Origin of the sequence: Flavobacterium panacagri, assembly GCF_030378165.1 — a bacterium.
GTDB lineage: Bacteria > Bacteroidota > Bacteroidia > Flavobacteriales > Flavobacteriaceae > Flavobacterium > Flavobacterium panacagri.
This window is the reverse complement of sequence record NZ_CP119766.1, coordinates 3,826,467-3,851,509: the sequence shown is the minus strand read 5'-3', so window position 1 is coordinate 3,851,509 and position 25,043 is coordinate 3,826,467. Positions and strand designations below refer to the sequence as shown.

Annotated in this window: 20 protein-coding genes, 2 tRNA genes and 1 rRNA gene; 10 read left to right on the top strand and 13 right to left on the bottom strand. The window is 33.0% G+C overall.

Going from position 1 to position 25,043, the window contains the following annotated elements:
* Window positions 1-42: 42 nt before the first annotated feature.
* The 4 genes from P2W65_RS16895 to P2W65_RS16880 all read right to left on the bottom strand — a co-directional run bounded on the left by P2W65_RS16895 (window position 43) and on the right by P2W65_RS16880 (window position 3,534).
* Window positions 43-116, bottom strand: a tRNA-Ala gene (locus P2W65_RS16895).
* Window positions 117-217: 101 nt separating this feature from the next.
* Window positions 218-291: transfer RNA gene (locus tag P2W65_RS16890), tRNA-Ile, on the bottom strand.
* 126 nt (window positions 292-417) lie between these two features.
* Window positions 418-1,931 (bottom strand): 16S ribosomal RNA (locus P2W65_RS16885).
* 919 nt (window positions 1,932-2,850) lie between these two features.
* Window positions 2,851-3,534: a DUF4294 domain-containing protein gene (locus P2W65_RS16880; protein ID WP_289659360.1), complete on the bottom strand. Its 684-nt coding sequence runs from the start codon at window positions 3,532-3,534 to the stop codon at window positions 2,851-2,853.
* 81 nt (window positions 3,535-3,615) lie between these two features.
* Here P2W65_RS16880 and P2W65_RS16875 point away from each other — a divergent pair, with 81 nt between their 5' ends.
* From P2W65_RS16875 to P2W65_RS16850, 6 genes are all read left to right on the top strand, one after another.
* Entirely contained in the window at window positions 3,616-4,704 is a 1,089-nt protein-coding gene (locus P2W65_RS16875) for a M42 family metallopeptidase (protein ID WP_289659358.1), read from the top strand.
* Between the two features lie 67 nt (window positions 4,705-4,771).
* Entirely contained in the window at window positions 4,772-5,452 is a 681-nt protein-coding gene (locus tag P2W65_RS16870) for a response regulator transcription factor (RefSeq protein ID WP_289659356.1), read from the top strand.
* Entirely contained in the window at window positions 5,449-6,810 is a 1,362-nt protein-coding gene (locus P2W65_RS16865) for a HAMP domain-containing sensor histidine kinase (RefSeq protein ID WP_289659354.1), read from the top strand. Before P2W65_RS16870 ends, P2W65_RS16865 begins: the two co-directional genes overlap by 4 nt.
* Window positions 6,811-6,893: 83 nt before the next feature.
* The gene (locus P2W65_RS16860; RefSeq protein WP_289659352.1) at window positions 6,894-8,141 is read left to right on the top strand and encodes a TolC family protein; all 1,248 of its coding nucleotides are present in this window, start codon (window positions 6,894-6,896) and stop codon (window positions 8,139-8,141) included.
* A 12-nt stretch (window positions 8,142-8,153) separates the two neighbouring features.
* The gene (locus P2W65_RS16855; protein WP_289659350.1) at window positions 8,154-9,239 is read left to right on the top strand and encodes an efflux RND transporter periplasmic adaptor subunit; all 1,086 of its coding nucleotides are present in this window, start codon (window positions 8,154-8,156) and stop codon (window positions 9,237-9,239) included.
* A 3-nt stretch (window positions 9,240-9,242) separates the two neighbouring features.
* Complete coding sequence (locus P2W65_RS16850) at window positions 9,243-12,341, top strand: efflux RND transporter permease subunit (RefSeq protein ID WP_289659348.1); 3,099 nt, start codon at window positions 9,243-9,245, stop codon at window positions 12,339-12,341.
* 174 nt (window positions 12,342-12,515) lie between these two features.
* On the opposite strand, the gene P2W65_RS16845 is transcribed toward P2W65_RS16850, so the two are convergent.
* A complete protein-coding gene (locus P2W65_RS16845; RefSeq protein WP_289659346.1) occupies window positions 12,516-12,896 on the bottom strand; it encodes an ankyrin repeat domain-containing protein in 381 nt (126 codons plus the stop codon).
* A gap of 334 nt (window positions 12,897-13,230) precedes the next feature.
* Here P2W65_RS16845 and P2W65_RS16840 point away from each other — a divergent pair, with 334 nt between their 5' ends.
* The gene (locus P2W65_RS16840; RefSeq protein ID WP_289659344.1) at window positions 13,231-13,767 is read left to right on the top strand and encodes an SRPBCC family protein; all 537 of its coding nucleotides are present in this window, start codon (window positions 13,231-13,233) and stop codon (window positions 13,765-13,767) included.
* Between the two features lie 71 nt (window positions 13,768-13,838).
* Here P2W65_RS16840 and P2W65_RS16835 read toward each other — a convergent pair whose 3' ends face one another.
* The 8 genes from P2W65_RS16835 to P2W65_RS16800 all read right to left on the bottom strand — a co-directional run bounded on the left by P2W65_RS16835 (window position 13,839) and on the right by P2W65_RS16800 (window position 22,825).
* Entirely contained in the window at window positions 13,839-14,219 is a 381-nt protein-coding gene (locus P2W65_RS16835) for an ankyrin repeat domain-containing protein (RefSeq protein ID WP_289659342.1), read from the bottom strand.
* Between the two features lie 185 nt (window positions 14,220-14,404).
* On the bottom strand, window positions 14,405-15,541 hold the full coding sequence (locus tag P2W65_RS16830) for a glycoside hydrolase family 26 protein (RefSeq protein WP_289659340.1): 1,137 nt from the start codon (window positions 15,539-15,541) through the stop codon (window positions 14,405-14,407).
* Between the two features lie 101 nt (window positions 15,542-15,642).
* The gene (locus P2W65_RS16825) at window positions 15,643-16,434 is read right to left on the bottom strand and encodes a hypothetical protein (RefSeq protein ID WP_289659338.1); all 792 of its coding nucleotides are present in this window, start codon (window positions 16,432-16,434) and stop codon (window positions 15,643-15,645) included.
* Window positions 16,434-17,387, bottom strand: coding sequence for a phosphoribosylaminoimidazolesuccinocarboxamide synthase (locus P2W65_RS16820; RefSeq protein ID WP_289659336.1), 954 nt, complete (start codon window positions 17,385-17,387; stop codon window positions 16,434-16,436). The genes P2W65_RS16825 and P2W65_RS16820 overlap by 1 nt, the downstream gene beginning before the upstream one ends.
* 147 nt (window positions 17,388-17,534) lie before the next feature.
* Window positions 17,535-19,880, bottom strand: a complete 2,346-nt coding sequence (locus P2W65_RS16815) for a S9 family peptidase (protein WP_289659334.1) — start codon at window positions 19,878-19,880, stop codon at window positions 17,535-17,537.
* A gap of 199 nt (window positions 19,881-20,079) precedes the next feature.
* Complete coding sequence (locus P2W65_RS16810) at window positions 20,080-20,910, bottom strand: Cof-type HAD-IIB family hydrolase (RefSeq protein ID WP_289659333.1); 831 nt, start codon at window positions 20,908-20,910, stop codon at window positions 20,080-20,082.
* Window positions 20,911-21,033: 123 nt separating this feature from the next.
* The gene (locus tag P2W65_RS16805; protein ID WP_289659330.1) at window positions 21,034-21,717 is read right to left on the bottom strand and encodes a hypothetical protein; all 684 of its coding nucleotides are present in this window, start codon (window positions 21,715-21,717) and stop codon (window positions 21,034-21,036) included.
* Between the two features lie 157 nt (window positions 21,718-21,874).
* Window positions 21,875-22,825, bottom strand: coding sequence for a PhoH family protein (locus P2W65_RS16800; RefSeq protein WP_289659329.1), 951 nt, complete (start codon window positions 22,823-22,825; stop codon window positions 21,875-21,877).
* Between the two features lie 245 nt (window positions 22,826-23,070).
* On the opposite strand from P2W65_RS16800, the gene P2W65_RS16795 reads away from it, so the two are divergent.
* The 3 genes from P2W65_RS16795 (at window position 23,071) to P2W65_RS16785 (ending at window position 24,983) form a co-directional block, all read left to right on the top strand.
* Complete coding sequence (locus P2W65_RS16795) at window positions 23,071-23,898, top strand: SAM hydrolase/SAM-dependent halogenase family protein (RefSeq protein ID WP_289659326.1); 828 nt, start codon at window positions 23,071-23,073, stop codon at window positions 23,896-23,898.
* A gap of 261 nt (window positions 23,899-24,159) precedes the next feature.
* Entirely contained in the window at window positions 24,160-24,456 is a 297-nt protein-coding gene (locus tag P2W65_RS16790) for a putative quinol monooxygenase (protein ID WP_289659324.1), read from the top strand.
* A 152-nt stretch (window positions 24,457-24,608) separates the two neighbouring features.
* Window positions 24,609-24,983 (top strand): NTF2 fold immunity protein, encoded by a 375-nt coding sequence (locus P2W65_RS16785; RefSeq protein ID WP_289659322.1) that lies wholly within the window; start codon window positions 24,609-24,611, stop codon window positions 24,981-24,983.
* Window positions 24,984-25,043: the final 60 nt, after the last annotated feature.

The following is a 25,043-nucleotide window of genomic DNA, read 5'->3' as shown; positions in this document are numbered from 1 at the left end:
AATATGTCAATGAACTTTTATTTACTTCTCTGAGTAAATTCGTGGAGAATAACGGAGTCGAACCGTTGGCCTCCTGCGTGCAAGGCAGGCGCTCTAGCCAGCTGAGCTAATCCCCCGTTTTTTCAGTATGCAGTTAACAGTTTTCAGTTAACAGTTCAAAACGGTTCACTAAAAGTGCAACTCAACCTCTAAAATTTCCTTTTCCTAAGCCAAATAGTAGTCCCGGGCAGACTCGAACTGCCGACCCCTACATTATCAGTGTAGTACTCTAACCAGCTGAGCTACGAGACTCTGTTTTACTTAAGTTTTATCATTTTTTTAAATTAACAGCAAGAGTAATACAATCTTAAATCCAAAACCTTATTTAAGGCATCTTATTTCCCTGACGTGCATCAATGCTAACGGTCAGGGCTCTAGAAAGGAGGTGTTCCAGCCGCACCTTCCGGTACGGCTACCTTGTTACGACTTAGCCCTAGTTACCAGTTTTACCCTAGGCAGCTCCTTGCGGTCACCGACTTCAGGCACCCCCAGCTTCCATGGCTTGACGGGCGGTGTGTACAAGGCCCGGGAACGTATTCACCGGATCATGGCTGATATCCGATTACTAGCGATTCCAGCTTCACGGAGTCGAGTTGCAGACTCCGATCCGAACTGTGACCGGCTTTATAGATTCGCTCCTGGTCGCCCAGTGGCTGCTCTCTGTACCGGCCATTGTAGCACGTGTGTAGCCCAAGGCGTAAGGGCCGTGATGATTTGACGTCATCCCCACCTTCCTCACAGTTTGCACTGGCAGTCTTGTTAGAGTTCCCGACTTGACTCGCTGGCAACTAACAACAGGGGTTGCGCTCGTTATAGGACTTAACCTGACACCTCACGGCACGAGCTGACGACAACCATGCAGCACCTTGTAGACTGTCTTGCGAAAGTTCTGTTTCCAAAACGGTCAGTCTGCATTTAAGCCTTGGTAAGGTTCCTCGCGTATCATCGAATTAAACCACATGCTCCACCGCTTGTGCGGGCCCCCGTCAATTCCTTTGAGTTTCAAACTTGCGTTCGTACTCCCCAGGTGGGATACTTATCACTTTCGCTTAGCCACTGAAGTTGCCCCCAACAGCTAGTATCCATCGTTTACGGCGTGGACTACCAGGGTATCTAATCCTGTTCGCTACCCACGCTTTCGTCCATCAGCGTCAATCCATCAGTAGTAACCTGCCTTCGCAATTGGTATTCCATGTAATCTCTAAGCATTTCACCGCTACACTACATATTCTAGTTACTTCCTGATAATTCAAGTCCTGCAGTATCAATGGCCGTTCCATCGTTGAGCGATGGGCTTTCACCACTGACTTACAGGACCGCCTACGGACCCTTTAAACCCAATGATTCCGGATAACGCTTGGATCCTCCGTATTACCGCGGCTGCTGGCACGGAGTTAGCCGATCCTTATTCTTACGATACCGTCAAGCCTCTACACGTAGAGGTGTTTCTTCTCGTACAAAAGCAGTTTACAATCCATAGGACCGTCATCCTGCACGCGGCATGGCTGGTTCAGGCTTGCGCCCATTGACCAATATTCCTCACTGCTGCCTCCCGTAGGAGTCTGGTCCGTGTCTCAGTACCAGTGTGGGGGATCTCCCTCTCAGGACCCCTACCCATCGTTGCCTTGGTAAGCCGTTACCTTACCAACTAGCTAATGGGACGCATGCTCATCTTTCACCGTTGTGACTTTAATAGTGTGTTGATGCCAACTCACTATACTATGAGGTATTAATCCAAATTTCTCTGGGCTATCCCTCTGTGAAAGGCAGATTGCATACGCGTTACGCACCCGTGCGCCGGTCTCTGCACCCGAAGATGCATACCCCTCGACTTGCATGTGTTAAGCCTGCCGCTAGCGTTCATCCTGAGCCAGGATCAAACTCTTCATCGTATATTTTTATATTATTTATGCGATGCCTTATCTACCGGTTCTTTCCGAATCTTACGATTCTATTACTCTTATTCTTTTCTGTTCTGAAATCTCTTTCAGAACGGCTGTCAATTCAATATGTCTACGAACGTGTATTTCTTTCTATCTCCGCCTGTATCTCAAAGCGGGTGCAAAACTAAAAATTCTTTTTGTTTCCTGCAAGGAAAATTTGAAAATTTTTGAAACTTTTTTTTCGTTTCATTTCTTCAGCATTCCCTTCCAATCTTTCAGTGAACTTCCCGTATTTGCGGGGTGCAAATGTAAAACGCTTTTCCCAATCCTGCAAGACTTTTTTAATCTTTTTTTTCGAAAATCTCTTTTCTCTTTCTGATCAGTCTCCTGCCGGTATTGCTGTGAACGTCTTCGCTTCTGCGGGTGCAAAAGTAGAACCTTTTTCCGCTTCTGCAAGCTTTTTATCCGCCTTTTTTTGTTCTTTTTACAATCTTTTTCTTAACTCACTCATAACAGCTGATTTACATGGAAAAGTTTTTTGACGATCTATAAGTTTTTTCTGCTTTCCTTTCGTTTTTATCCATTTTCAGCCTGTTTGTCTATATGTTTTTGAGGAGTTTTCAGCCTTAAAGGCAGTTTCCTGAAGAGAAATCAAAGTCTGAAGTTTTCCTTTCTGACAATTTTAATCTCACAAAGACAATGAGATGCCAATTTTTTCTTCTAAAAACAGGTGTCATAGCCCCGATAGAAGTGGAAATCCTTTTGTGCCGGGGTTCGGCACAAAAGATTGGAACGGATAGCGGGATTAAGCTCCTGAAAAAATCATAATACCTAAATCATACTATTATATATGTACAAAAAAACAAACCCGACAGGTTTTGTAAACCTGTCGGGTTGGGTAGTCTTATATATATAACTATAACATTAACTATTTTTTATTTAACTCTTTTGCTCTTTCCTGCCATTTAGTCGATAAGTCATCATAATCTACTGGGTTAGCCGGTTTTTGATTTGATAATCTTCCTGATTCGAATGCACGAACTAAAATAGTTTCTATTAAATAGTCTTCATTTACATCATAGGGCTTGTACTCTGTTTTCAAACTTATATCAAATAAATTGGCTGTTGTATTTGAGACAAAAGCCTTGAATCCACTTTTTAATGTTTTTATTAATTCATAAGTCGTAATACCTGTTTGACGATGAATCAATTTTACTAGTATCTGACCTTGTTTTCTAGAAAGCTTTTTAAGCCTTTCTTCAAATTCGTTATTTAAGTAATCTTCTACAATTTTGAAATACTTTTTCTTTTCACGACTTGTTTTCAAACGCGCCATTCCATTATTTAATGCGGTCAATCTATCCGAAGCTAATCTCGCATAAGGGTAAACTTTATATACTCTATTTTGAAGAATTTGAAATTGCTTCATTTCTTCAGGATTCATCTTCTCACCTTTTGAAATAATTATCTCTGGCAATTGAATAGTATCATTTAAAATAGAGTCTTGTTCTGTTAATATATAACCCATTTGCTGATTCTCCTTTGGAGCAACTTGAGCCTGACATGAAAAGGAAACTAATAGTATAAATAAAATAAAGGTGGTTAATCTCATTGAATCATAATTTAAATGTAAAATTATATATTTATACACAACTCTGATACCAAATTTCTATTTTAGCAAAAAAATATTTTTATGAGTACAAAATCTATCTTAAAAGATACTTCAATAGCATTCCTGGAAAGCTACCTAAATAACGCCTCTCCTACTGGATACGAAAGTGAAGGGCAAAAACTTTGGATGAATTATTTAAAACCTTATGTTGATACCTTTATAACGGATACTTACGGAACTGCTGTAGGTGTAATCAATCCTGATGCTCCTTATAAAGTCGTTATTGAAGGACATGCTGATGAGATTTCATGGTATGTGAACTATATCACCGAAGACGGTCTTATATATGTAATTAGAAACGGTGGTTCAGATCACCAAATTGCTCCATCTAAAAGAGTCAATATTCACACAAAAAACGGCATTGTTAAAGGGGTTTTTGGATGGCCGGCAATTCATACTCGCTTGCGCGATAAAGAAGAAATTCCTAAATTAAGTAATATTTTTATTGATTTAGGTTGTGAAAACAAGGAACAAGTTGAGGCTTTAGGTGTTCATGTTGGATGTGTGATTACTTATCCTGATGAATTCATGATTCTAAACGAAAACAAATTTGTTTGTCGTGCTATTGATAATAGAATGGGCGGTTTTATGATTGCTGAAGTTGCTCGTTTGTTACATGAAAATAAAAAGAAACTTCCTTTTGGTTTATATATTGTAAACTCTGTTCAGGAAGAAATTGGTCTTCGTGGCGCAGAAATGATTGCGCACAGAATAAAACCAAATGTCGCTATTGTAACAGATGTCTGTCATGACACTACTACTCCAATGATAGACAAAAAAGTAGAAGGTGATCTTAAAATGGGTAAAGGTCCTGTTATTGGTTACTCTCCTGCCATCCAGAATAAACTACGTGATTTAATTGTTGATACTGCTGCTGAGAAGAATATTCCTTTTCAAAGACACGCAACTTCACGTGCTACCGGAACAGATACAGATGCTTTTGCTTACAGCAATGGTGGTGTTCCGTCTGCTTTGATTTCGCTTCCTCTGCGTTATATGCATACAACTGTTGAAATGGTTCATAGAGATGATGTAGAAAACGTTATCAATTTAATTTATGAATCTTTGCTAAAGATTGAAAATAACGAGACTTTCTCTTATTTCAAATAAATCCTATCTTTAATGTAAATCTGACTGAATAGAATTTTTCAGTCAGATTTACTAATTACACACCGAAATGAAAATATTACTGCTCGAAGACGATTTTACTTTATCTAAAGAAATTTCAACATTCTTTACATCAAAGGGTTTCGAGTGTATTCCATATTATGATGGTTCTTTATTGCTTAAAAAATACTTTCCATACGAATATGATTTAATTGTTCTTGATATTAATGTTCCGGGAATAAACGGAATTGAAGTTTGCAAAGGTATTAGGGGAAGCGATAAAAAAACACCTATAATTATGCTGACTGCTTTTAGCGAAATAGAAGATAAATTATCTTCTTTTGACAGCGGTGCAGATGATTATTTGGTAAAACCTTTTCATTTTGACGAATTATATGCCAGAGTGCAATCTCTATTAAGAAGAAAAGATGTTCCTCAAGTAGTCGAAAATAAAATCATCATCAATAATCTGGAAATTCTTGAAGATGAAATGCAGGTTTTCAGATCTGGAGAAGAAATTAAACTTACTCCAAAAGAGTTTAAACTGATTTTAATCTTAGCCCATGCAAAAGGAAAAGTTTTGTCTAAACAATTTATTGCCGAGAAACTTTGGGATTATCATATCGAAACCAATCAAAATACAATTGAAGTTTATATTAATTTTCTAAGAAAAAAAATTGATAAAGATCATGACACTAAATTAATCCGCACAAAAGTTGGTTACGGCTATTATCTAAGCGATCAGGAATGACATTAAAAAATCGAATATCATTGTTAGTCAGTTTACTGTTTACTATCCTTTTTGGATTGGCTTCTACAGTGATATTCATTTTGTATTCTAATTATCGAAAAGAAGAATTTCGCGATCGATTAGAAATTAAGGCTTTATCTAATATAAAACTTTTAGTTAACGTTAAACAAATTGATAATCAGCTTTTAAAAATTATTGATCAAAACTCAATTAATAAATTATATGATGAAAAAACATTGGTTTTCGATTCTAATTTTAAATTGATTTACAGTAGTATTGACGATGCGAAAATTAATTGGTCTATTGATGATTTAAAGTATCTGAAAAAGAATAAAACCTTTTTTAAACAACAGGGAGATTATGAGGTTTATGGCGTTTTTTATGACACCAACGACAAAGATTTCTATGCATTGATTTCTGCAACAGATGATTATGGTAAAAAGAAATTACTGTTTTTACGTTATACTTTAATTATATCCTATATTTTCTTTAGTTGTTTGTGTTGGGTCATTACTTCTTTTACTATAAAAAAAGCAATGAATCCTCTTAATGCCTTTCATCAGAAAATAAAAAAAATCAACGAGAATAATCTTGATACCAGAATTGAATCTAAAAGCAGTAAGGATGAAATTGACTTAATTGCACATGAGTTTAATTTTATGATGGATCGAATTGAGCTTTCGTATCAAAGACAAAAAGAGTTTACTGCACATGCTTCTCACGAATTAAGGACTCCACTTTCAAGAATGACTTCTCAGATCGAAAATGCTATTACTGATCCTGATGCAAAACCTAAGAATAAATCTTTTTTAAACGCTATATTAACTGATGTAAATCATTTAGGCGAATTAATTAATTCTTTATTAATACTTTCCAAAATTGACAATAAAGAAACTGAACATAATGAAGTACAGCGAATAGATGAAATCTTATTTTCTTCGATTGAAAAAATAAATAAGTCTTTTCCAGACTTTGTCATTCTTTTTGAAATGGAGGAAAGCGATGATCTAGATACTGCCTTAGAAATTAAAGGAAACAAAAATCTTTTAGAAATAGCTCTAGGCAATATTCTAAAAAACGCCTGTGTTTACTCTGATAATAAGCAAGCTAAAGTAAAAATAAGTACAGATCATTATCATCTTATAGTATCCGTTTCGAATACCGGAGATACATTAAGCGAAGAAGAACAAAAAAATCTTTTTCAACCCTTTATGCGTGGCAAAAATGCTAAAGGAACCTCAGGTTTTGGACTTGGTTTAAGAATCGTTCAAAGAATTTCAACATTACATAAGGCAAACATAACTTACTCAACGCCAGAAATTAATACGAATTTATTTCAGTTGTTTTTTAATTTATAAATAATTTTAAGCTATTTTTAAGGTAGATTTTAAGGTCTCTTAAAGCCTGTTGATAGCATATTTGTATAATTAAAAATGATACAATGAAAAAGTTATTTGCATTGCTGTTATTTGCACTTCTCAATCAAGCTGCAATAGCTCAGAAATCAGTCACACTTCAGGACTGTGAAAGTCAATTCTTAAAAAAGAATCTTTTTTTACTGGCATCTCAATATAATATAGATGCATCAAAAGCACTGACTATTCAGGCTCGAATTTGGGATAATCCAACTCTTTCAGCTGAATTGAATGCGTATAACCCCGAACGAGATAAATTTTTTGATATCGGAAAAGAAGGTCAGAAAGTTTTTGCCATTGAGCAACTTATTTATCTGGGAGGTAAAAAACGTAACGAAGTAAAATTGGCGCAAACCAATGAAAAACTGGCTGAACTTCAGTTTAATGATTTACTACGTACCTTAAAATTGCAATTGCGCAAAAGCTTTTACACTGTATACTACAACACTAAGAATCTTGAAAATACAGATAAGCAATTAGTTCATATTGAAAACTTAATTAATTCTTATTCTATTCAGGCTCAAAAAGGAAATATTCCTTTAAAAGATGTTGTTCGTTTACAATCATTATATCTGAATTTCAAAAATGAAAGATTAGAAGTAATCAACAACAACATAGAGGAGCAAGCGAATTTAAAATTGCTTTTAAATGAAACTGAAAATGTAATTCCTGTTGTAAGCAAAGACGATTCTAATAAATATTTAAAAGTAATTGACTTTGATCTTAAAAGCTTTGAAGAGCAGGCTATTGCAAATCGTCCAGATTATTTAGCGAAACAAAAAGAAATTGATGCTAATGAGTTGAATGTAAAACTGCAAAAATCACTTTCAATTCCAGATATTACTCTTGGTGCAAATTATGACCAGCGAAGCGGTGCTTTTAATAATGAAGCGAATCTGACTGTTGGTATTCCTTTACCACTTTGGAATCAGAATAAAGGAAACATTAAGTATGCAAAAACAGTTTTGGAGCAATCTAAAATTGAGAAACAAAACTTTGAACTACAGCTAAAAACAGAAATCACTTCGGCTTGGACGAAATGGGATGAATCTCGTCAAAATTATGTTGTTATTAAACCAACTGTAAATGCAGACTTTGAAGCTGTTTACAATGGTATGCTTACCAATTTTCAGAAACGAAATGTAAGTCTTTTAGAATTTACTGACTTTATGGAAAGCTACAATCAAGCAATAATTCAGTTAAACGAATTGAAGAAAAAAGTTGTAATAGCAGGTGAAGAATTAAATAGTACCATCAACAAAGATTTATTTTAAAAAGACATAAAAATGAAACATACATTATTCATAGGAATCGCAATTATAAGTCTATCTCTAGCAAGCTGCAAAAAAGAAATAGAAAATCCAGAAACAAATACTTCTTTTGTTTTAAGTGATGCTATGCTAAAAACTACAACTACAGCCGATGCTCAGACACAACCGTTAAAAAATGAGCTTAGTTTTTACGGAAAAATTACTGCTGATAATAATAAAATGATTGACGTTTATCCTTTAGTTGGAGGAAATGTGATGAAAGTAAACGTAGAACTTGGCGATTACGTTAAGAAAGGACAAGTTCTCGCTACTATAAAAAGTACCGATGTAGCGGATTTTGAAAAGCAGTCAATTGATGCTAAAAGTGATTTATTAGTTGCCAAAAACAATTTAAAAGTAGCTCAAGAATTGTTTGATGGAAAATTGAATTCTGAAAGTGATGTGCTTCAAGCAAAATCTGAAGTCAATAAAGCACAGTCACAATTAAGCAAAATTCAGGAGACTTATAAGATCTACAATATTAAAGCAGGGTCTATTTATGAAGTAACTGCTCCAATCAGCGGTTTTATCATTCAAAAAAGTATTAATCAGGATATGCTTTTGCGTAACGACCGTTCTGAAAATATTTTTGATATTGCAGAAATCAGCGAGGTATGGGCAATGGCAAATATCAATGAAATAGATATTAATAAAGTAAAATTAGGAACAAGTGCTTCTGTTACAACCTTAAGTTATCCGGATAAAACGTTTCACGGAAAAGTAGACAAGATCTACAATGTTATTGATCCCGAAACTAAAGCAATGCAGGCCAGAATCAAATTAAACAATCCTGACTATATGCTTAAACCAGATATGAATGCTAATATCAAATTGTCTTTCAATGAAAATCAATCTATGATAGCTGTACCTAGTAAAGCGATTGTATTTGATAAAAGCAAAAACTTTGTCGTGGTATTTAAAGACCGTAATAATATAGAAACAAGACAAGTTGAAGTGTACAGAGTTGTTGGAGATACTACTTATCTTTCAAGTGGTTTGAAAGAAAATGAAAAAGTAATCACAAACAATCAGCTATTTATTTATGGTGCTTTAAACAACTAAGACATGAACAAATTCATAAAAAATATTATTGCTTTTTCTTTAAAGAATAAAGCATTTACCTTCTTTTGGGTTGGATTATTGGCTGTTGCTGGATTTATCTCTTTCAAAAACATGCCTATCGATGCTTTCCCTGATGTTACCAATACACAGATTATAATTATTACGCAGTGGAATGGAAAAAGTGCTGAGGAAGTAGAACGTTTTGTAACGTCACCTATTGAAATCTCAATGAACTCCGTTCAGAAAAAAACAAGTGTTCGAAGTATTACCATGTTTGGATTATCGGTTATCAAAATCATTTTTGATGATGGTGTAGACGATACTTTTGCTCGTTTCCAAGTCAATAATTTACTAAAAAATGTTTCGCTTCCTGATGATGTAGAACCAGACGTTCAACCGCCTTATGGCCCAACGGGTGAAATCTTCAGATATATTGTAAAAAGCGACAGCAGAGATAGTCGTGAATTATTGACTTACCAAAACTGGGTAATTGATAAACAGCTTCGTTCTCTTCCTGGAGTAGCCGACTTAAATGTTTTTGGAGGTCAAACCAAAACGTATGAAGTTGGTGTTGATCCAATCAAATTGGCCAAATATAACATTACGCCTTTACAAGTTTACAATGCTGTTAATGCAGGAAACTTAAACGTTGGTGGTGATGTAATCGAGAAAAATGGACAAGCTTTTGTAGTTCGTGGTGTTGGATTATTAAAATCAAAAGAAGACATCGGAAATATTATTGTTGATGACGCAGCAGGAAACCCTATTTTAGTCAAAAATCTGGCTGACGTTTACGAAAGTTCGATGCCAAGAGTGGGACAAACTGGTATTGGAAATAATGACGATGCTGTAGAAGGAATTGTAGTAATGCGAAAAGGCGAGAATCCACAGGAAACACTTGCCTTGATAAAAGCAAAAATCAAAGACCTAAATGATAATGTTCTTCCTAAAGACATTAAAATAGAGACTTTTTATGATCGTGATAATTTAATGAATTTCACAACCGAAACCGTAATGCATAACTTATTTGAAGGTATTATTCTGGTTACTGTTGTCGTATTCCTTTTCATGGCCGACTGGCGAACTACTTTTACCGTTTCTATTGTAATTCCGCTCTCGCTTTTATTTGCATTCTTATGTTTGAAAATGATGGGAATGAGCGCCAACTTATTAAGTTTAGGTGCGGTCGATTTCGGGATTATTATTGATGGTGCTGTGGTAATGGTCGAAGGATTATTTGTAGTTCTCGATCATCGAGCGCATCAGTTAGGAATGGATAAGTTCAATAAAATTGCAAAAGGAAGCTTAATCAAGAAAACGGGAACAGAAATGGGTAAAGCTATTTTCTTTTCAAAATTGATTATCATTACAGCTTTACTTCCAATTTTCTCGTTTCAGAAAGTAGAAGGAAAAATGTTCTCTCCCCTTGCCTTTACATTAGGTTTTGCCTTATTAGGAGCATTAATTTTCACTCTGACTTTGGTTCCTGTTCTGTCGCATATATTATTAAACAAAAATGTAAAAGAAAAACATAACCCGTTTGTGAACTTTTGGGACAGAATTGTTTCTAAAGGTTTTGCCTGGACATTTAAACACAAAGTACAAACCTTAATTGCATCAATTGGATTATTGGCAGCGGTTTTCTTTTCTGCTGGTTTCTTAGGAACTGAATTTTTACCACAATTAAATGAAGGTGCCTTATGGGTTACAGCAGAATTGCCAATGAGTACTTCATTGCCTGAAAGTGTTAAAACGGCGGCAATGATTAGAAAAGACCTTGAAAGTTTTCCAGAAGTTAAAAATGTTTTATCACAAACTGGGCGAAGCAATGACGGAACGGATCCAAATGGATTTGGGTTTATCCAGCTTCAAGTTGATTTAAAACCAAAAGCCGACTGGAAACGTAAAATTTCTATGGATGATCTGATTAATGAAATGGATAATAAATTAAAAGTTCATCAAGGAATTACCTATAATTATTCGCAGCCTGTAATTGACAACGTTGCTGAGTCTGTTGCTGGATTTAAGGCTTCTAATGCAGTAAAAATTTATGGAGATGATTTAAACAAACTAGATCAGCTTGCTAACGAAGTTCTAGCTCAAATTAAGGATATTCCTGGAATTAAAGATGCTGGAATTCTAAGAAATGTTGGACAGCCAGAAATTAGTGTAATCCTTGACCGAGAAAAAATGGCGGCTTATGGAGTAACATTAAGTGATGCACAAGCTGTTTTAGAATTAGCATTTGGAGGAAAAACTGCTACTGAAAAATATGAAGACGAAAAGAAATTTGATGTTCGTGTTCGTTTTTCAAAAGAATATAGAAAAGATGAAAAAGATTTAGAAGAAATTAAAGTTCCGACAATAAGCGGCATCAAAATTCCTCTAAAAGAAATCTGCGACATTAAAACCATTACTGGTCCGGCATTTATTTACAGAGATAATACCAAACGTTTCATTGGTGTAAAATTCTCTGTACGCGATCGAGATTTGGGAAGTACAATTGCAGAAGCACAGTCAAAAGTGAATAAATTAAAACTTCCTGCAGGTTATACTACAGGATGGACAGGAGAATTCGAAAATCAAGTTCGTGCGAGTGCTCGTTTGGCTCAAGTTGTGCCAATCAGTTTAATTGGAATTTTTGTACTGTTATTTATCTTGTTTGGAAACTTCAAAGATTCTCTACTTGTTTTAGCAAATGTACCTTTCGCAATTATAGGAGGAATTATTGCACTCCATATTACAGGAATGAATTTTGGAATCTCAGCTGGAGTTGGGTTTATTGCTCTTTTAGGAATTTGTATTCAGAATGGAGTAATCCTAATATCAGAGTTTCATCATAATTTAAAAGCAAAATTCACACTCGAAGAGTCTATTTTTATGGGAGTTAAAGCTCGAACAAGAGCAGTAGTCATGACTGCATTGATGGCTTCAATAGGATTATTGCCAGCTGCAATTTCGACAGGAATTGGTTCTGAATCCCAAAAACCTCTAGCAATTGTAATTATCGGCGGACTTATGACGGCAACCGTTTTGACCTTATTGGTATTCCCTATTTTGTTCTGGGTATTTAACAGAAAAAAACATGTACCAATTGAATAATAATTTTTAATAGTTTTTAGTTTAAATCAATTTGTTGGATTTAAAAAGAGAAAAGCATCATTCATTGTAATGGTGCTTTTTTTGTTTTAAAAATAAAAACAAAAAAAAATGACCTTTTGCTCAGAAAGGTCATTTTATCTACTTAACTCAAAACTTATTGTACTGTTATTCTATTTATTTTAAATCTTTCAAAAGAGCTATTGCTTCTGAAGCATTTGATAATTCAGCATATTTTAATGCAGTATAACCTTTATCATTTTTTCTTTCAGGACGTGCACCATTTGCTAATAAAACTTTGATAATTTCATGTTTGTTGTAACGGGCGGCTGTCATTAAAGGAGTTAAATCTTCAGAGATTAGATTTACATCTGCTCCATACTCGATAAATTTCTTAACAGTTTCCAAATCCCCTTTACTAATAGCAACGTTTAAAGGATTTGATGTGTAACCTGTACGTTCGATTGGATTTTTCAAAGTTGAAACTCCATTTGAAGCCATTGCAACATTTCCAAATGTAACTAAGGCAAGTCCTAAATAAATAACTGATTTTTTCATAATGATTAATTGTTTGTTAAATTGATTGATGATGATTTTTAATTTCTATGTAAAAGTAACTTATTAATTTGTATTATGCATAACAAAGTACTATGTTTTAACTAATTCTTAACATCTACTTAATAAATACACAATTTAGAGACTAGAACGTTACCATTTTCATGATTTCAATATAATAGACGCAGGAAAATATAAAATGTTACAATAAATGACAGAAAAAAGTGAAATTATTTTTAAAGCCATCTAAAACTGAATGTAAAATACATATCAGAATTATTTAACTTTACAATTAACTAACTGAAAATAAGCAGAATCAACCTTAAAAAAATCGACCATGATTATTATCAAAAGAATACTTATCATATTAATTTTGATTATTTCAATTGTATTAATTACAGCTCATTTTATGCCGAAAGAATATGCTGTAGAACGAGAAATTGTAATAAACAAACCTACAGACAGCGTTTTCAATTATGTAAAATCACTTAAGAATCAAAATCAATTTAGTGTTTGGGCTAATATGGATCCCAAAATGAAAGTAAGTTATAAAGGAGTTGATGGCTCCGTTGGTTCAATATCTTCTTGGCAAAGTAATGTAAAAGAAGTAGGTGTTGGCGAGCAGGAAATCACTAAAATAACCAAAAACAGGCGTATCGATTTTGCTCTCCGATTTAAAAAACCAATGGAAGATACTGCTGTTGCATTCATGTCTACTGAACCTGCGTCAGGAAATCAGACAAAAGTTAAATGGGGAATCAGCGGTGTAATTCCATATCCCACAAACATTATGCTTCCTATGTTAAAAATGGATCAAATGATTGGTAATGATTTACAGAGAGGTCTTGAAAACTTAAAAGATAAAATGGAATAAATTTTAAATAATTAAAAAAGAAAAGCACCATTTGATTGAAAATGATGCTTTTCTATAAATACAAAACGAATTTACTTCAAATCTTTTAAAATAGCTGCAGAGCCTTCCGCATTTGCGTATTTCGCATAATCCAAAGCTCTAAATCCGTGATCATTTTCGATGTAAGGATTTGCTCCATTAGCCAATAAAACTTTTACGATTTCGACATGATTGTAGCGAGCTGCCAGCATTAAAGGCGTCATGTTTCTTATAATTTTATTGACATTTGTTCCATATTCAATAATTTTTTTTACACCTTCGAGATCTCCTTTACATACAGCTTTGTGTAAAGCAGATGATGAATTGCTAGAAGTTTCGATTTGATTTTTAATTGCTGGCTTTTGATTAGAAGCCATTGCAAAATTTGTAAATACGACCAAAGCCGTTCCTAAAATAATTACCGTTTTTTTCATGATTGATTGTTTTTTTAATTGATTGATGATTGTGATGATTTATTATAAGACGTATGTAATCGATAAAACGTTGCATTAAAATGAAAAAAAAAACAAAAATTAACTAAATCACTAATAATCAATAATCAATAAAAAAGCGCGATTCAAATAATTGAAGCGCGCTTGTTATCTTAATTAAACTCATATTATTTCAAACTAAGCTTTTTAGTATATAGATTTTTCAAATCTTTTTCAAATAAAGTGAAAGGATCTTCATAGAATTTTACAAAATCTTTTTCACTAACCTGTCCAGGAAAAGGGGCATAATAATGTGTTGGACTTGTTATGTCATTTCTCCATACTAAAACGTAAGCCAATTGAAGATTGTCTGATTTTAATGTTTTCAACAAAACTTCTGTCCACCATTTTTCATTCGGAATAGACTCTAAGCCTGTTTCTGTAAAAGCAGCTAACTTTTTCTTTTTAATAGCTAAATCGGAGAAAATCTTGAGCTTTTTCAAACCTGCTTCTAAATCATATTTACCATCACGTCCAAAATCTCCATAGTCATCCATACCAAGCATATCAACATAATTATCACCTGGATAACGTTCCAAATATTCTGATTCTGAATTAAATTGATTATCTGGAGAGAAAGCATAAATAAAATTATGTACTCCCAAAATATCTCTCAAATACGAAACCGTAAACTGCCAGACTGCAATAAAATCTTCTTTAGAAGTATGTGATTTTCCCCACCAAAACCAGTCACCATCAAACTCATGATAAGGCCTGAAAATCATTGGAGCAAGCGTTCCATTTTTTGCTTTGACAGAATGTGCAAAATCAGCGATTCTTTTTAAAATTTCTTTGTACTTTTCGTGATGAGAGCCACCTGGTTTTATCAAAGCCATAGAGGCAGTTGAAATTCCATCTTTCCAGTAAAAACCGCCCTCAGAAGCTGGATTATTAAAATGCCATGAAACTGTAGTTACTCCTCCTCTTTCATAAGTGTTGATTACATTTTTTCTTAATATTTCCTTTGTCTTTTGAAATTGCTCATCAGAACGTCCTGAAAAATCACTGAAATCGATTCCAACAACTGCAGGATGTGATCCCGTCACCGATTTTACATCAGAACGATTTGGTTCGTTACTCCATCCATGTCCATACTCCAAAGCATGCTGATGCCCAAAAAGGATATGTTTTTTGGAAATTGTTTTTAAATTTCGATAAAGGTTTTTAGTTTCTTTTGTTGCCTTTTTATCAAGCTGGGCAAAAAGAAAATGCCCTGCTGTAAGACATACAAATAGAAGGGCATTTTTATTCGTTATAAATTTCATGGTTTAAATAGTTAGATTTAAACCCGAAAATTACTATTTAGAAGAAAGGTAATCTAATACGTTTTTATCAATACGTTGATTGATATTGTCAAAAAAAAATATCAATAAATTGGAACTACTTCATTGTTTAAAATCTTGCCTTTAAATGAAATGGTGTCTCCCTTATTAAAAAGAATTTCCCTTAGATGATAATTTTCAATATAAAGATCACAATTTTTTGGTGTATTATTTGGATCAAATCTTGAAAAATAAAAACAATTAATCATATCATATTCATCTCTAAATGAACAAAATACTTTCAGATTTTCTAAATATTCTTTCTCTTGTTTTTTTGTTATTTTTTTCTCTTCTCTATAATGCTCATGTCCTTTCAGAAAAATAAGTTTATCTAAATCATTATTATTTGAGAAATCCTCCCCAAAAAAACCTACCCCCTTTTTTTCTTTATCGTAGTTGAGATCAGTTAAAATAATTTTTTTTGAATTAAGAACGTATTCTTTTCCGTTTATTAACAATCGTACTTTCTGTCTGCTATATAAAGTACTTTTTGTCGCATATTCTGTAGTATAATATCTTCTATCAGAAATATCACGTTTACCTCTTCTGCTTCTATAATGCAAAGTTGTAATCCCAAAATTCACAAAACAAACTCCAACATTTTTTTTGGAAAAAGGCGTTTCAACATTATTTGTATCTAGGATTACAGCCTTTATGACGGGTAGGTTTTCAAATCTAACTTCTTCAACTTTTCTTATTGAATCCCTTTTATTTTGTTCTCCACCTTCTTTTAAGGCAAACTTAAACATGGCAATACCTGTCGAACACATCATTACAAAAAACAAAATAAATGCGACAAGAATAATGATGCAACCTTTTTTCTTAGTAAGCATCATTAGATACTTTTCAGATAATCTAATACATTTTTTTCAATACGTTGATCAATATTGTCTATATCTGCTTTTACAAATTTTTCTCCTAAAATATTCTCATATAATTCGATATATCTTTCAGAAACAGACTCAATATATTCGTCTGTCATATTAGGAATTTGTTGTCCCTCTTGTCCTTGGAAACCATTTTCGATCAACCAGCGGCGAACAAACTCCTTTGATAATTGTTTTTGCTCTTCTCCTTTTTCTTGTCTTTCAGCATATCCTTCCGCATAAAAATAACGAGAAGAATCTGGTGTGTGAATTTCGTCAATTAAAACAATAACACCATCTTTTGTTTTTCCGAATTCATATTTCGTATCCACTAAAATTAAACCTCTTTCAGCCGCAATTTCAGTTCCTCTTTGAAATAAAGCACGAGTATATTTTTCTAAAACTAAATAATCTTCTTCAGAAACAATTCCTTTAGCTAAAATGTCTTCACGAGAAATATCTTCATCATGAGAACCGTTATCAGCCTTTGTAGTTGGCGTAATAATTGGTTCTGGAAATTTATCATTTTCTTTTAAACCTTCAGCCATAGCAACACCGCAGATTTGTTTTCTTCCTGCAGCATATTCACGTGCTGCATGTCCTGACAAATAACCACGAATTACCATTTCTACTTTAAAAGGCTCACATAAGTGTCCAACCGCAACGTTTGGATCTGGAGTTGCAATCAACCAATTCGGAACAATATCCTGAGTCAATTCCATAAATTTAGTCGCAATCTGATTTAAGATTTGTCCTTTATATGGAATTCCTTTTGGTAAAACTACATCAAAAGCAGAAAGTCTGTCGGTTGCTACCATTACCAAAAGTTCGTCGTTGATATTATAAACTTCTCTAACTTTTCCGCGGTAAACCGATTTCTGATTCGGAAAATTAAAATTTGTAGTTGTGATTGTATTACTCATTATTTTGTTGTGTTGTTTTTAATGAATGCAAATTTAGATTATTTGTCACGAAAATGAAATTTTAATTTATAGTTTTAAATTGTAGTTTTCCTAAAACAAAAAAACTTTGTCAAAGTTTAAAACTTTGACAAAGTTCTATTCAGAATATTATTTCAAAAGCGTCGAATTAAATAAATTTAAAATTCTGCTGTATTCATCTATCCAAGAGTATGTTTCTTTGAAACCATGAGATTCAACCGGAAACGATGCCAAAGTCCAATTCTTTTTTTGCAGCTCGATAAAACGCTGTGACAAACGCACAATATCTTTATATTCAACATTGTCGTCAACCATTCCGTGCAGCATTACAAGGTTTCCTTTTAAATTATCAGCAAAATAAATAGGCGAACTTTTTTTGTATGCTTCGGGATCAGTTTCAGGGAAATTTAAAATGTTTCCTGTATATCCATGATTATAATGTGCCCAATCTGTTACCGAACGCAAAGCTGCACCCGACTTAAATTCGCCTGGAGTTGTCAGCATTCCCATCAAAGTAATAAAACCTCCATATGATCCTCCATAAATTCCTATTCTATTGGCATCAATTCCATATTTTTCTACCAAATATTTTTTACCATCAAGATGATCAGATAAATCTTTTCCTCCCATAAAACGATAAATTCCCGTTCTAAAATCACGTCCATAACCATCGCTTCCTCTATAATCAATGTCTAAAACTGTATATCCTAAATCGGTCAGCAAATTATGAAACATGTATTCTCTGTAGTAATTGCTCCAGAAATTATGTGCGTTTTGAAGATAACCAGCACCATGCACAAAAATTACTGCCGCTTTATTGGCATTTTCAGACTTTGGCGCGTACAATCTTGCATTTACAGGAGTTCCATCCTGTGCTTTAAATGTAATGACTTCTGGTTCTCTCCATTTGTATTTTTTGAAATCTTCTGAAACTGAAGAAGAAATCTGCTGTAAAACTGCGTCCTTTTTATTGTCTGAAACATAAAAATCCCAAGGAATATTTTTATAGGAATAACGGACTAAAAGTGATTTCTCATCAGGCGACAAAACTACTTCATGTGCCCCATTTTTAGTTAAAATTGGCTGTAAAATTCCATCAGCCAATGCAAGCTTATAAAACTCTCTATTTCCAGGATGAGTAGTATTTGTTGTTAAGTAAAATGTATTTTTAGCTTTTGCTAAAATCAAATCACGAACTTCCCAATTTCCTTTAGTGAGCTGTGTTTTCTTTTTAGTTTTTAGATTTAAAGTGTACAAATGTGAATAACCTGTCTCCTCTGACTGAAAATAAATAGTTTCATTATCAGCTAAAAAACCTAAATTTCCAGAAGAAAACGAATAAGAAGGAATTCCTGGGCCACCAATCCAAGCATCATCATGCTGATATTCGATTTCTTCAAAAGTACCTTTATCTAAATTTAAATTTACCAGCCATCTGTCTTTATTATCTTGACTTCTGATCTCTACTATTGCCAGCGTTCCATTCTCATTATAAATCGGTGCTTGAGGAATTACTAACTTATCTTCTTTGGCTTTATTTTTTAAATTATCATATAATTCAAAATATTTAGGAGTATCCTGAATATGACTTAAAGTTGAAAAATTCACATAATAAACAGAATCTTTAGCTACAGAATAGATCCCGAATTTAGTCTTTACGAAATTCTTTATCGAAACTTTTTCTTTTGTTTCTGGGCTCTGATTATAACCATCTGCCGTTATAAAAACTTCCATTTTTTCCCTCTTAATTTCTGGTTCTTCAACCAAAATAAAAGTAGCATAATTTCCATTTGGATTTACCTGAACTCCTGCAAACTGATCATTTCCATAAAAATACTGCTTTGCAAAATCAGATTTGACAGCTTTACTTTTATCAAGATTCCATTGTTTTTTTGCTTCTTTATCTCTTATAAACTGGAATAATTCTTTTTGCTGTACAGCTAAAAAAGATTCAGCATCTGGTTTTACATCCTTTTTAATTCCTTTACTGAAATTAGTAATTTGTAAAATTGTACCTGCTTTGGTATCGTATTTAAAAATATTATCATTTTGCTCATAAAACAATACTCCAGCTTGAGTACCTAACTGTAAATTAGATATTCCCGAAGATTGCTGAATTAACTTTTTTGCTGTTTTAGATTGGATCGAATACGAAAATAAACTTCCGTTGTCCAAATAATAAACCAAATCTGACCCTGGTTTTGTTTTAAAATCCTGCTGCGAAAAAACAGCTTCTTTTGGAGATACAATTTCTGGTTTTGACATTCCTTTTTGCCAGAAATAGGTACTTGAGCCTAGTTCATCTTTTGGGTTCCATTCAAAATAGACCTTTTTACCATCTAAAGACCAGCGTCCGTTTGTGGGTTGATTTCCAATAAAAGATTCCCCTTTCATTATTTCTTCTAACTTCAATTCTTGTGCATTTCCTAAAACTGAAAGAAATAAAAAGACGGCGGTAAAAATGTTCTTTGTCATACTGAATGTTTTTTTGAGAAAACAAAAATACACTCTGAAAACTTCTAAAAAAATGTTTTGGCATTTTCTCTGAGAAAATGTTTACATAAATACATATTGAACAAAAAATCCTTGAAGAAATATCTCCAAGGATTCTATTTTTTGTAGAAAATCAAATATTGAGAGAGTTCTTAAATCTCTAACTTTTTTTGATTTAATGTTAGTTAGGTGCTAGTTCTTTATCTAAAATTTTAGATGCAATATATCTTGCTACACCATCTTCAGCATTAGTTTTAATTACTTCTAAATCAGGCAAAGCATCTTTTAAGATTGAAGGAGCATTGCCCATAATTAATCCTCTCCCAGTTGCTGACAACATTTGTAAATCATTAAAACCATCTCCAAACGAAACTGCTTGATCCATGCTGAATCCTTCTTTTTCTAAAACTTTTGCAATTGCTACTGCTTTATCCACAGACTTATCCATAAATTCCAAGCAAGTTGGTAAGCTAAAAGCATGATGCAAATGCTCTGAAGAATTGGCTAAAACTGCATCTCTCACTTTCAACAATTTTTCGTGATTATCGCATGAAAAGAAGATTTTAATTGCCTTGAAGTCTTCAATAGTTTTATAATCTACTAATTCTGGACGGTATTTTAATTCAGCTTGAAACGAATTTAATCTTTCGTTCCATTTATTCGTCTGCCAAACATTTTCTTTAAATAAGACAACCGTAACATCTGGATCGATTTCAATATTCAAAGCCGCTTTAACCACATCGCTGTCTAAATTAAAAGCAAAAAGTTCTTCTTTGTTTGGCGAATGAATTCTTCCTCCGTTAGAACTTACCAAATAAACTGGCACTTCAAGTGTTTCGATAATGGCCATTGCATCAAGATGATGACGCCCTGTAGCTACAACAATCAAATAACCTTGATTATGAAGCTCTTGAAAAATTGATTTAGTATAATCTGAAATTCTGTGTTGTGGGTTGAGTAAAGTTCCGTCAAGGTCACTTACTACAACTTTTATATTTTTAAGTTTTGTCATATTTAATTATCAAATTCGATGATAGGCAAATTTAAGGTTTTAAGCTGGGTTAGACAAAGTTTAGCGGCCTTGAAAGCTGAAATTGAGGGAAGTTTATTATTTATTTAACTATTTCGTTAAAATCTAATTTTTAAAATCAAACCCATCCTTCCAATCAACAATTTCTTTTGGATGATTGTAATCATTTGGGTAATTCTCTTTTACAAATTCAAATTGTTCTTTAGTCAATAATACAATCTTGCCGTCATTTCCTGAACTAATCGGATAAAATTGCTCATCACTTCCTTGTATTTTAAGCTGATCATTGAGCATTTCAATGAAATTCAAATACGCTATCGTCCAATCATAATTTCCAAAATCATTATCGAAAGCAATATATTCTTTTCCGTTTAATTTTATCTTATGAAGTAAATGTTTATCCGATTGAGATTCAAATTCATCAGAAATCAAAAGTTTCAAATTTAATTTATCAAATGATTTTTTTACAATTTCTAAATATTCTGTCAATCCTCCACCTTCAAACAAAGTTTCTGAATCAATAACATAAAACCTATTATCAGTAAAACTTAAATCGTCTCTCATATAACCTTCAAAAAAGCTTAATTCATTATAAGATTTCTCAAAATCTTCTTTTGAAATTTTTAAATCTTTTTTGTCTGTGAGATTGAAAAAATTTAATCTATTTAGTTTCGAAACAATTTCTTTTCCTGATAATTTCTTTATGTAATTATCTGATTTTCCCTTTTCATTTTTTTGAGCATAAATCCTAAAAGCAAAGAAAAACAGAAAACCTATTACAAATATCATTTTACTTTCCATTCTTAAATCGACTAATTATTTCTTCAATTATAATAAAAAAAATATTCGTTTCGCACTTTTCAAAAGAAAACATACAAAACGAATATTACTAAATGTTAAAACACAATTCACGATTTACATTTAACATTTCATTAAAATTTTATAATTAATCGTGATTCTCAATTTGTTTATAAGCGTCAATTACCTTTTTAACCAATCTGTGGCGGACGATATCTTTATCATCCAGATAAATAATTCCGATGCCTTCAATGTCTTTCAGTACCAAAATAGCTTCTTTAAGACCAGAAATAGTTCTTCTTGGTAAATCGACCTGTCCAGGATCACCCGTAATCATAAATTTGGCGTTTTTTCCCATACGAGTTAAAAACATTTTCATTTGTGAATGGGTGGTGTTTTGTGCTTCATCAAGGATTACGAAGGCGTTATCAAGCGTTCGTCCACGCATAAACGCCAGAGGAGCAATTTGAATAATTCCTTTTAAGATGTAATCTTCGAGTTTTTCGTTTGGAAGCATGTCACGCAGCGCATCGTAAAGTGGCTGCATGTAAGGATCCAATTTTTCCTTCATGTCCCCAGGAAGAAATCCAAGGTTTTCTCCAGCTTCAACAGCAGGACGTGTCAGGATGATCCTTTTTACTTCTTTATCTTTTAACATTTTAACCGCCATAGCGACACCGGTATATGTTTTTCCGGTTCCAGCAGGACCAATCGCAAAGACCATATCATTTTTCTTAATGGTATCAACAAGCAATTGCTGATTTGGCGTCATCGCTTTGATAATCTTACCGCCAACACCATGAACTAAGATTTTGTCATGATCGTATGTTCTTTTCTCTTCTTGGCCATCACTCATAATAACACGTTCAATTACATTGTCGTCGATATTATTATAACGAGTAAAATGAAGCATTAATCTCTGAAATCTTTTTTCGAATTCGTCTAAAACTTCTTTTTCGCCAAATGCTTTTAAAGTTGTCCCTCGCGCTACGATTTTAAGCTTTGGGTAATACTTTTTAATGATTTCTAAATGGCTGTCCTGCGCACCCCAAAACTCTTTTGGAGCAATATCTACTAGCTCGATTATTCTTTCGTTCAAATGAAGTTCTTTTTAAATTAAATAATTCAGTTATTATTTTTAAGAGTTGTCGGGTTCTTTTTTTACAAGTAATAGTTTCCAGTTTTAACCAAACGAAAAACTTATACTTGTGTTACAGCAACTTAATTTTTAAAACACAATTTGTCTTTTCTTTCTTTCAATTTGTGTTTACTATTATTAGCTTTGCATTTCTCAAATTTAATGAAAATAAGATTTAAATACTATCAATAGTTATAAACAAAAATATGTCAATAATTACCCTAACTACAGACTACGGCTTAAAAGATCACTTTGTGGGGTCGCTGAAGGGTAAAATACTTTCTGAAAATCCAGAGGTTCAAATCATTGACATTTCTCATGACATTGACCCCTTTAATACTGCTGAGGCAAGTTATATTATTGGAGCTTCTTATTTAAGCTTTCCAAAAGGAACTGTACATCTTATTGGTGTCGATATTGAACGCAATAAAGAAAACCAGCATATCGCCATGCAATGGAACGATCACTATTTTATTTGTGCTGATAATGGGATTTTAAGTATGCTGACGCAGAAAATCGTTCCGCAAAAAATTGTGGCTATCAATATTCACGATCGTTTTCCAATCGAGTCTACAGATTTGGATATTTTTATTCAGGTTGCTTCTCATTTATCCAAAGGCGGATTATTGAATGTCATTGGAAAGGAAATTACTTCAATAAAAGAAGCTACAGAACTACAACCTGTTGTAGCAGATGACGGAAATTCTGTAAAAGGCAATATCATTTACATCGACCATTTTGGAAATGTTGTCACTAATATTTCTAAAAAACAATTCTTAGAAATTTCACGCGGTCGTCCGTATGAAATTGTCATGAAACCAAAAAGCATCAAGACAATTTTGCCCAATTATTCGGCTATTGCAACTTCAGACAAATATCCGATTAAGACTTATGAAGGAGAAAAACTGGCTATTTTTAATGAAGCTGGTTTTTTGGAAATTGCCATTTTTAGAAGTAATCCTTCTAAAGTAGGTTCTGCGAATAGTTTACTTGGACTGAATTATCGTGATGTTATAACGATTAAATTCTCCTAAACTAATTCTTAGATTTTAGATTTTTAGCTCGCAGATTTCGCCGATTAAGCAGATTTATATTTTTTTCATCGTAAATATAGCCCGTGGTTTCAACCACGGGCTATATTTGAAAATATTGTGAAAATGGAATTTAAAGATAGGCATTTATAATATTTCATTTTTTGCTTAAAACAACAATCAAATTTGGTATTTTTGCGAACCTGTAAGACTTTAGACAATCAAAAAATCTAAAATCAACAGTCTAAAATCTAAAATAATAAGATGTTTGTCCGAATAGTAAAAATGAGTTTTCACGAAGAAAAAATCCCTGATTTTCTAGAGAATTTTAAATCTGTAAAAGATAAAATACGAAATACAGCAGGAAATCGTTTTTTAGAATTGTATCAGGATAAAAATGATAAATGCATCTTTTTTACTTACAGTTATTGGGAAACCGAAGAAGATTTGGAAAATTACAGAAATTCTGAGCTTTTTAATACTGTTTGGGATTTTACAAAGAAATTATTCAATGCTAAACCAGAAGCTTGGAGTGTGGATAAACTGGTGACCTTAAATTAAACCGATTTAACCGCAAAGAACGCAAGTTTTTTTCGAAGAAGTTTTATAAAAACGCTAAGTTCGCAAAGCTTTGGAAAAAAACTTTGCGAACATTGCGCAAAACTTTGCGTTCTTTGCGGTTAGAAAAAACTTGAAACAAAATAGAATAATTTATGAAGTATTTTTTCTTAACACTTTTATTAGTTACTCTTAGCAGTTGTGCACAAAATAAACGTTTAATTTTAGGAATGGAATATGCAAAAGAAGAATTAAAAATTGCTTTATCTAAAAAAACACAGCATAATGTTATTAATAATAAAGAAATAATTATAAAAGACAGTAATACTGCTACCAAAATCGCAGAACCAATTTTATATGATATTTACGGAAAAGAAAATATAGAAAAACAAAGACCATATGAAATTTATCTCTTAGAAAATTATTGGGTTATATCTGGAACTTTACCTGAAAATTATTTAGGCGGAACGTTTCTAATAATTATTGATGCTAGAAATTCACAAATCATAAAAATCACGCACGGTAAATAATTATTTAAGTCATTTCAAGAACATGAAACTTGAAACCTGAAACAATAAAAAAACAAAAAC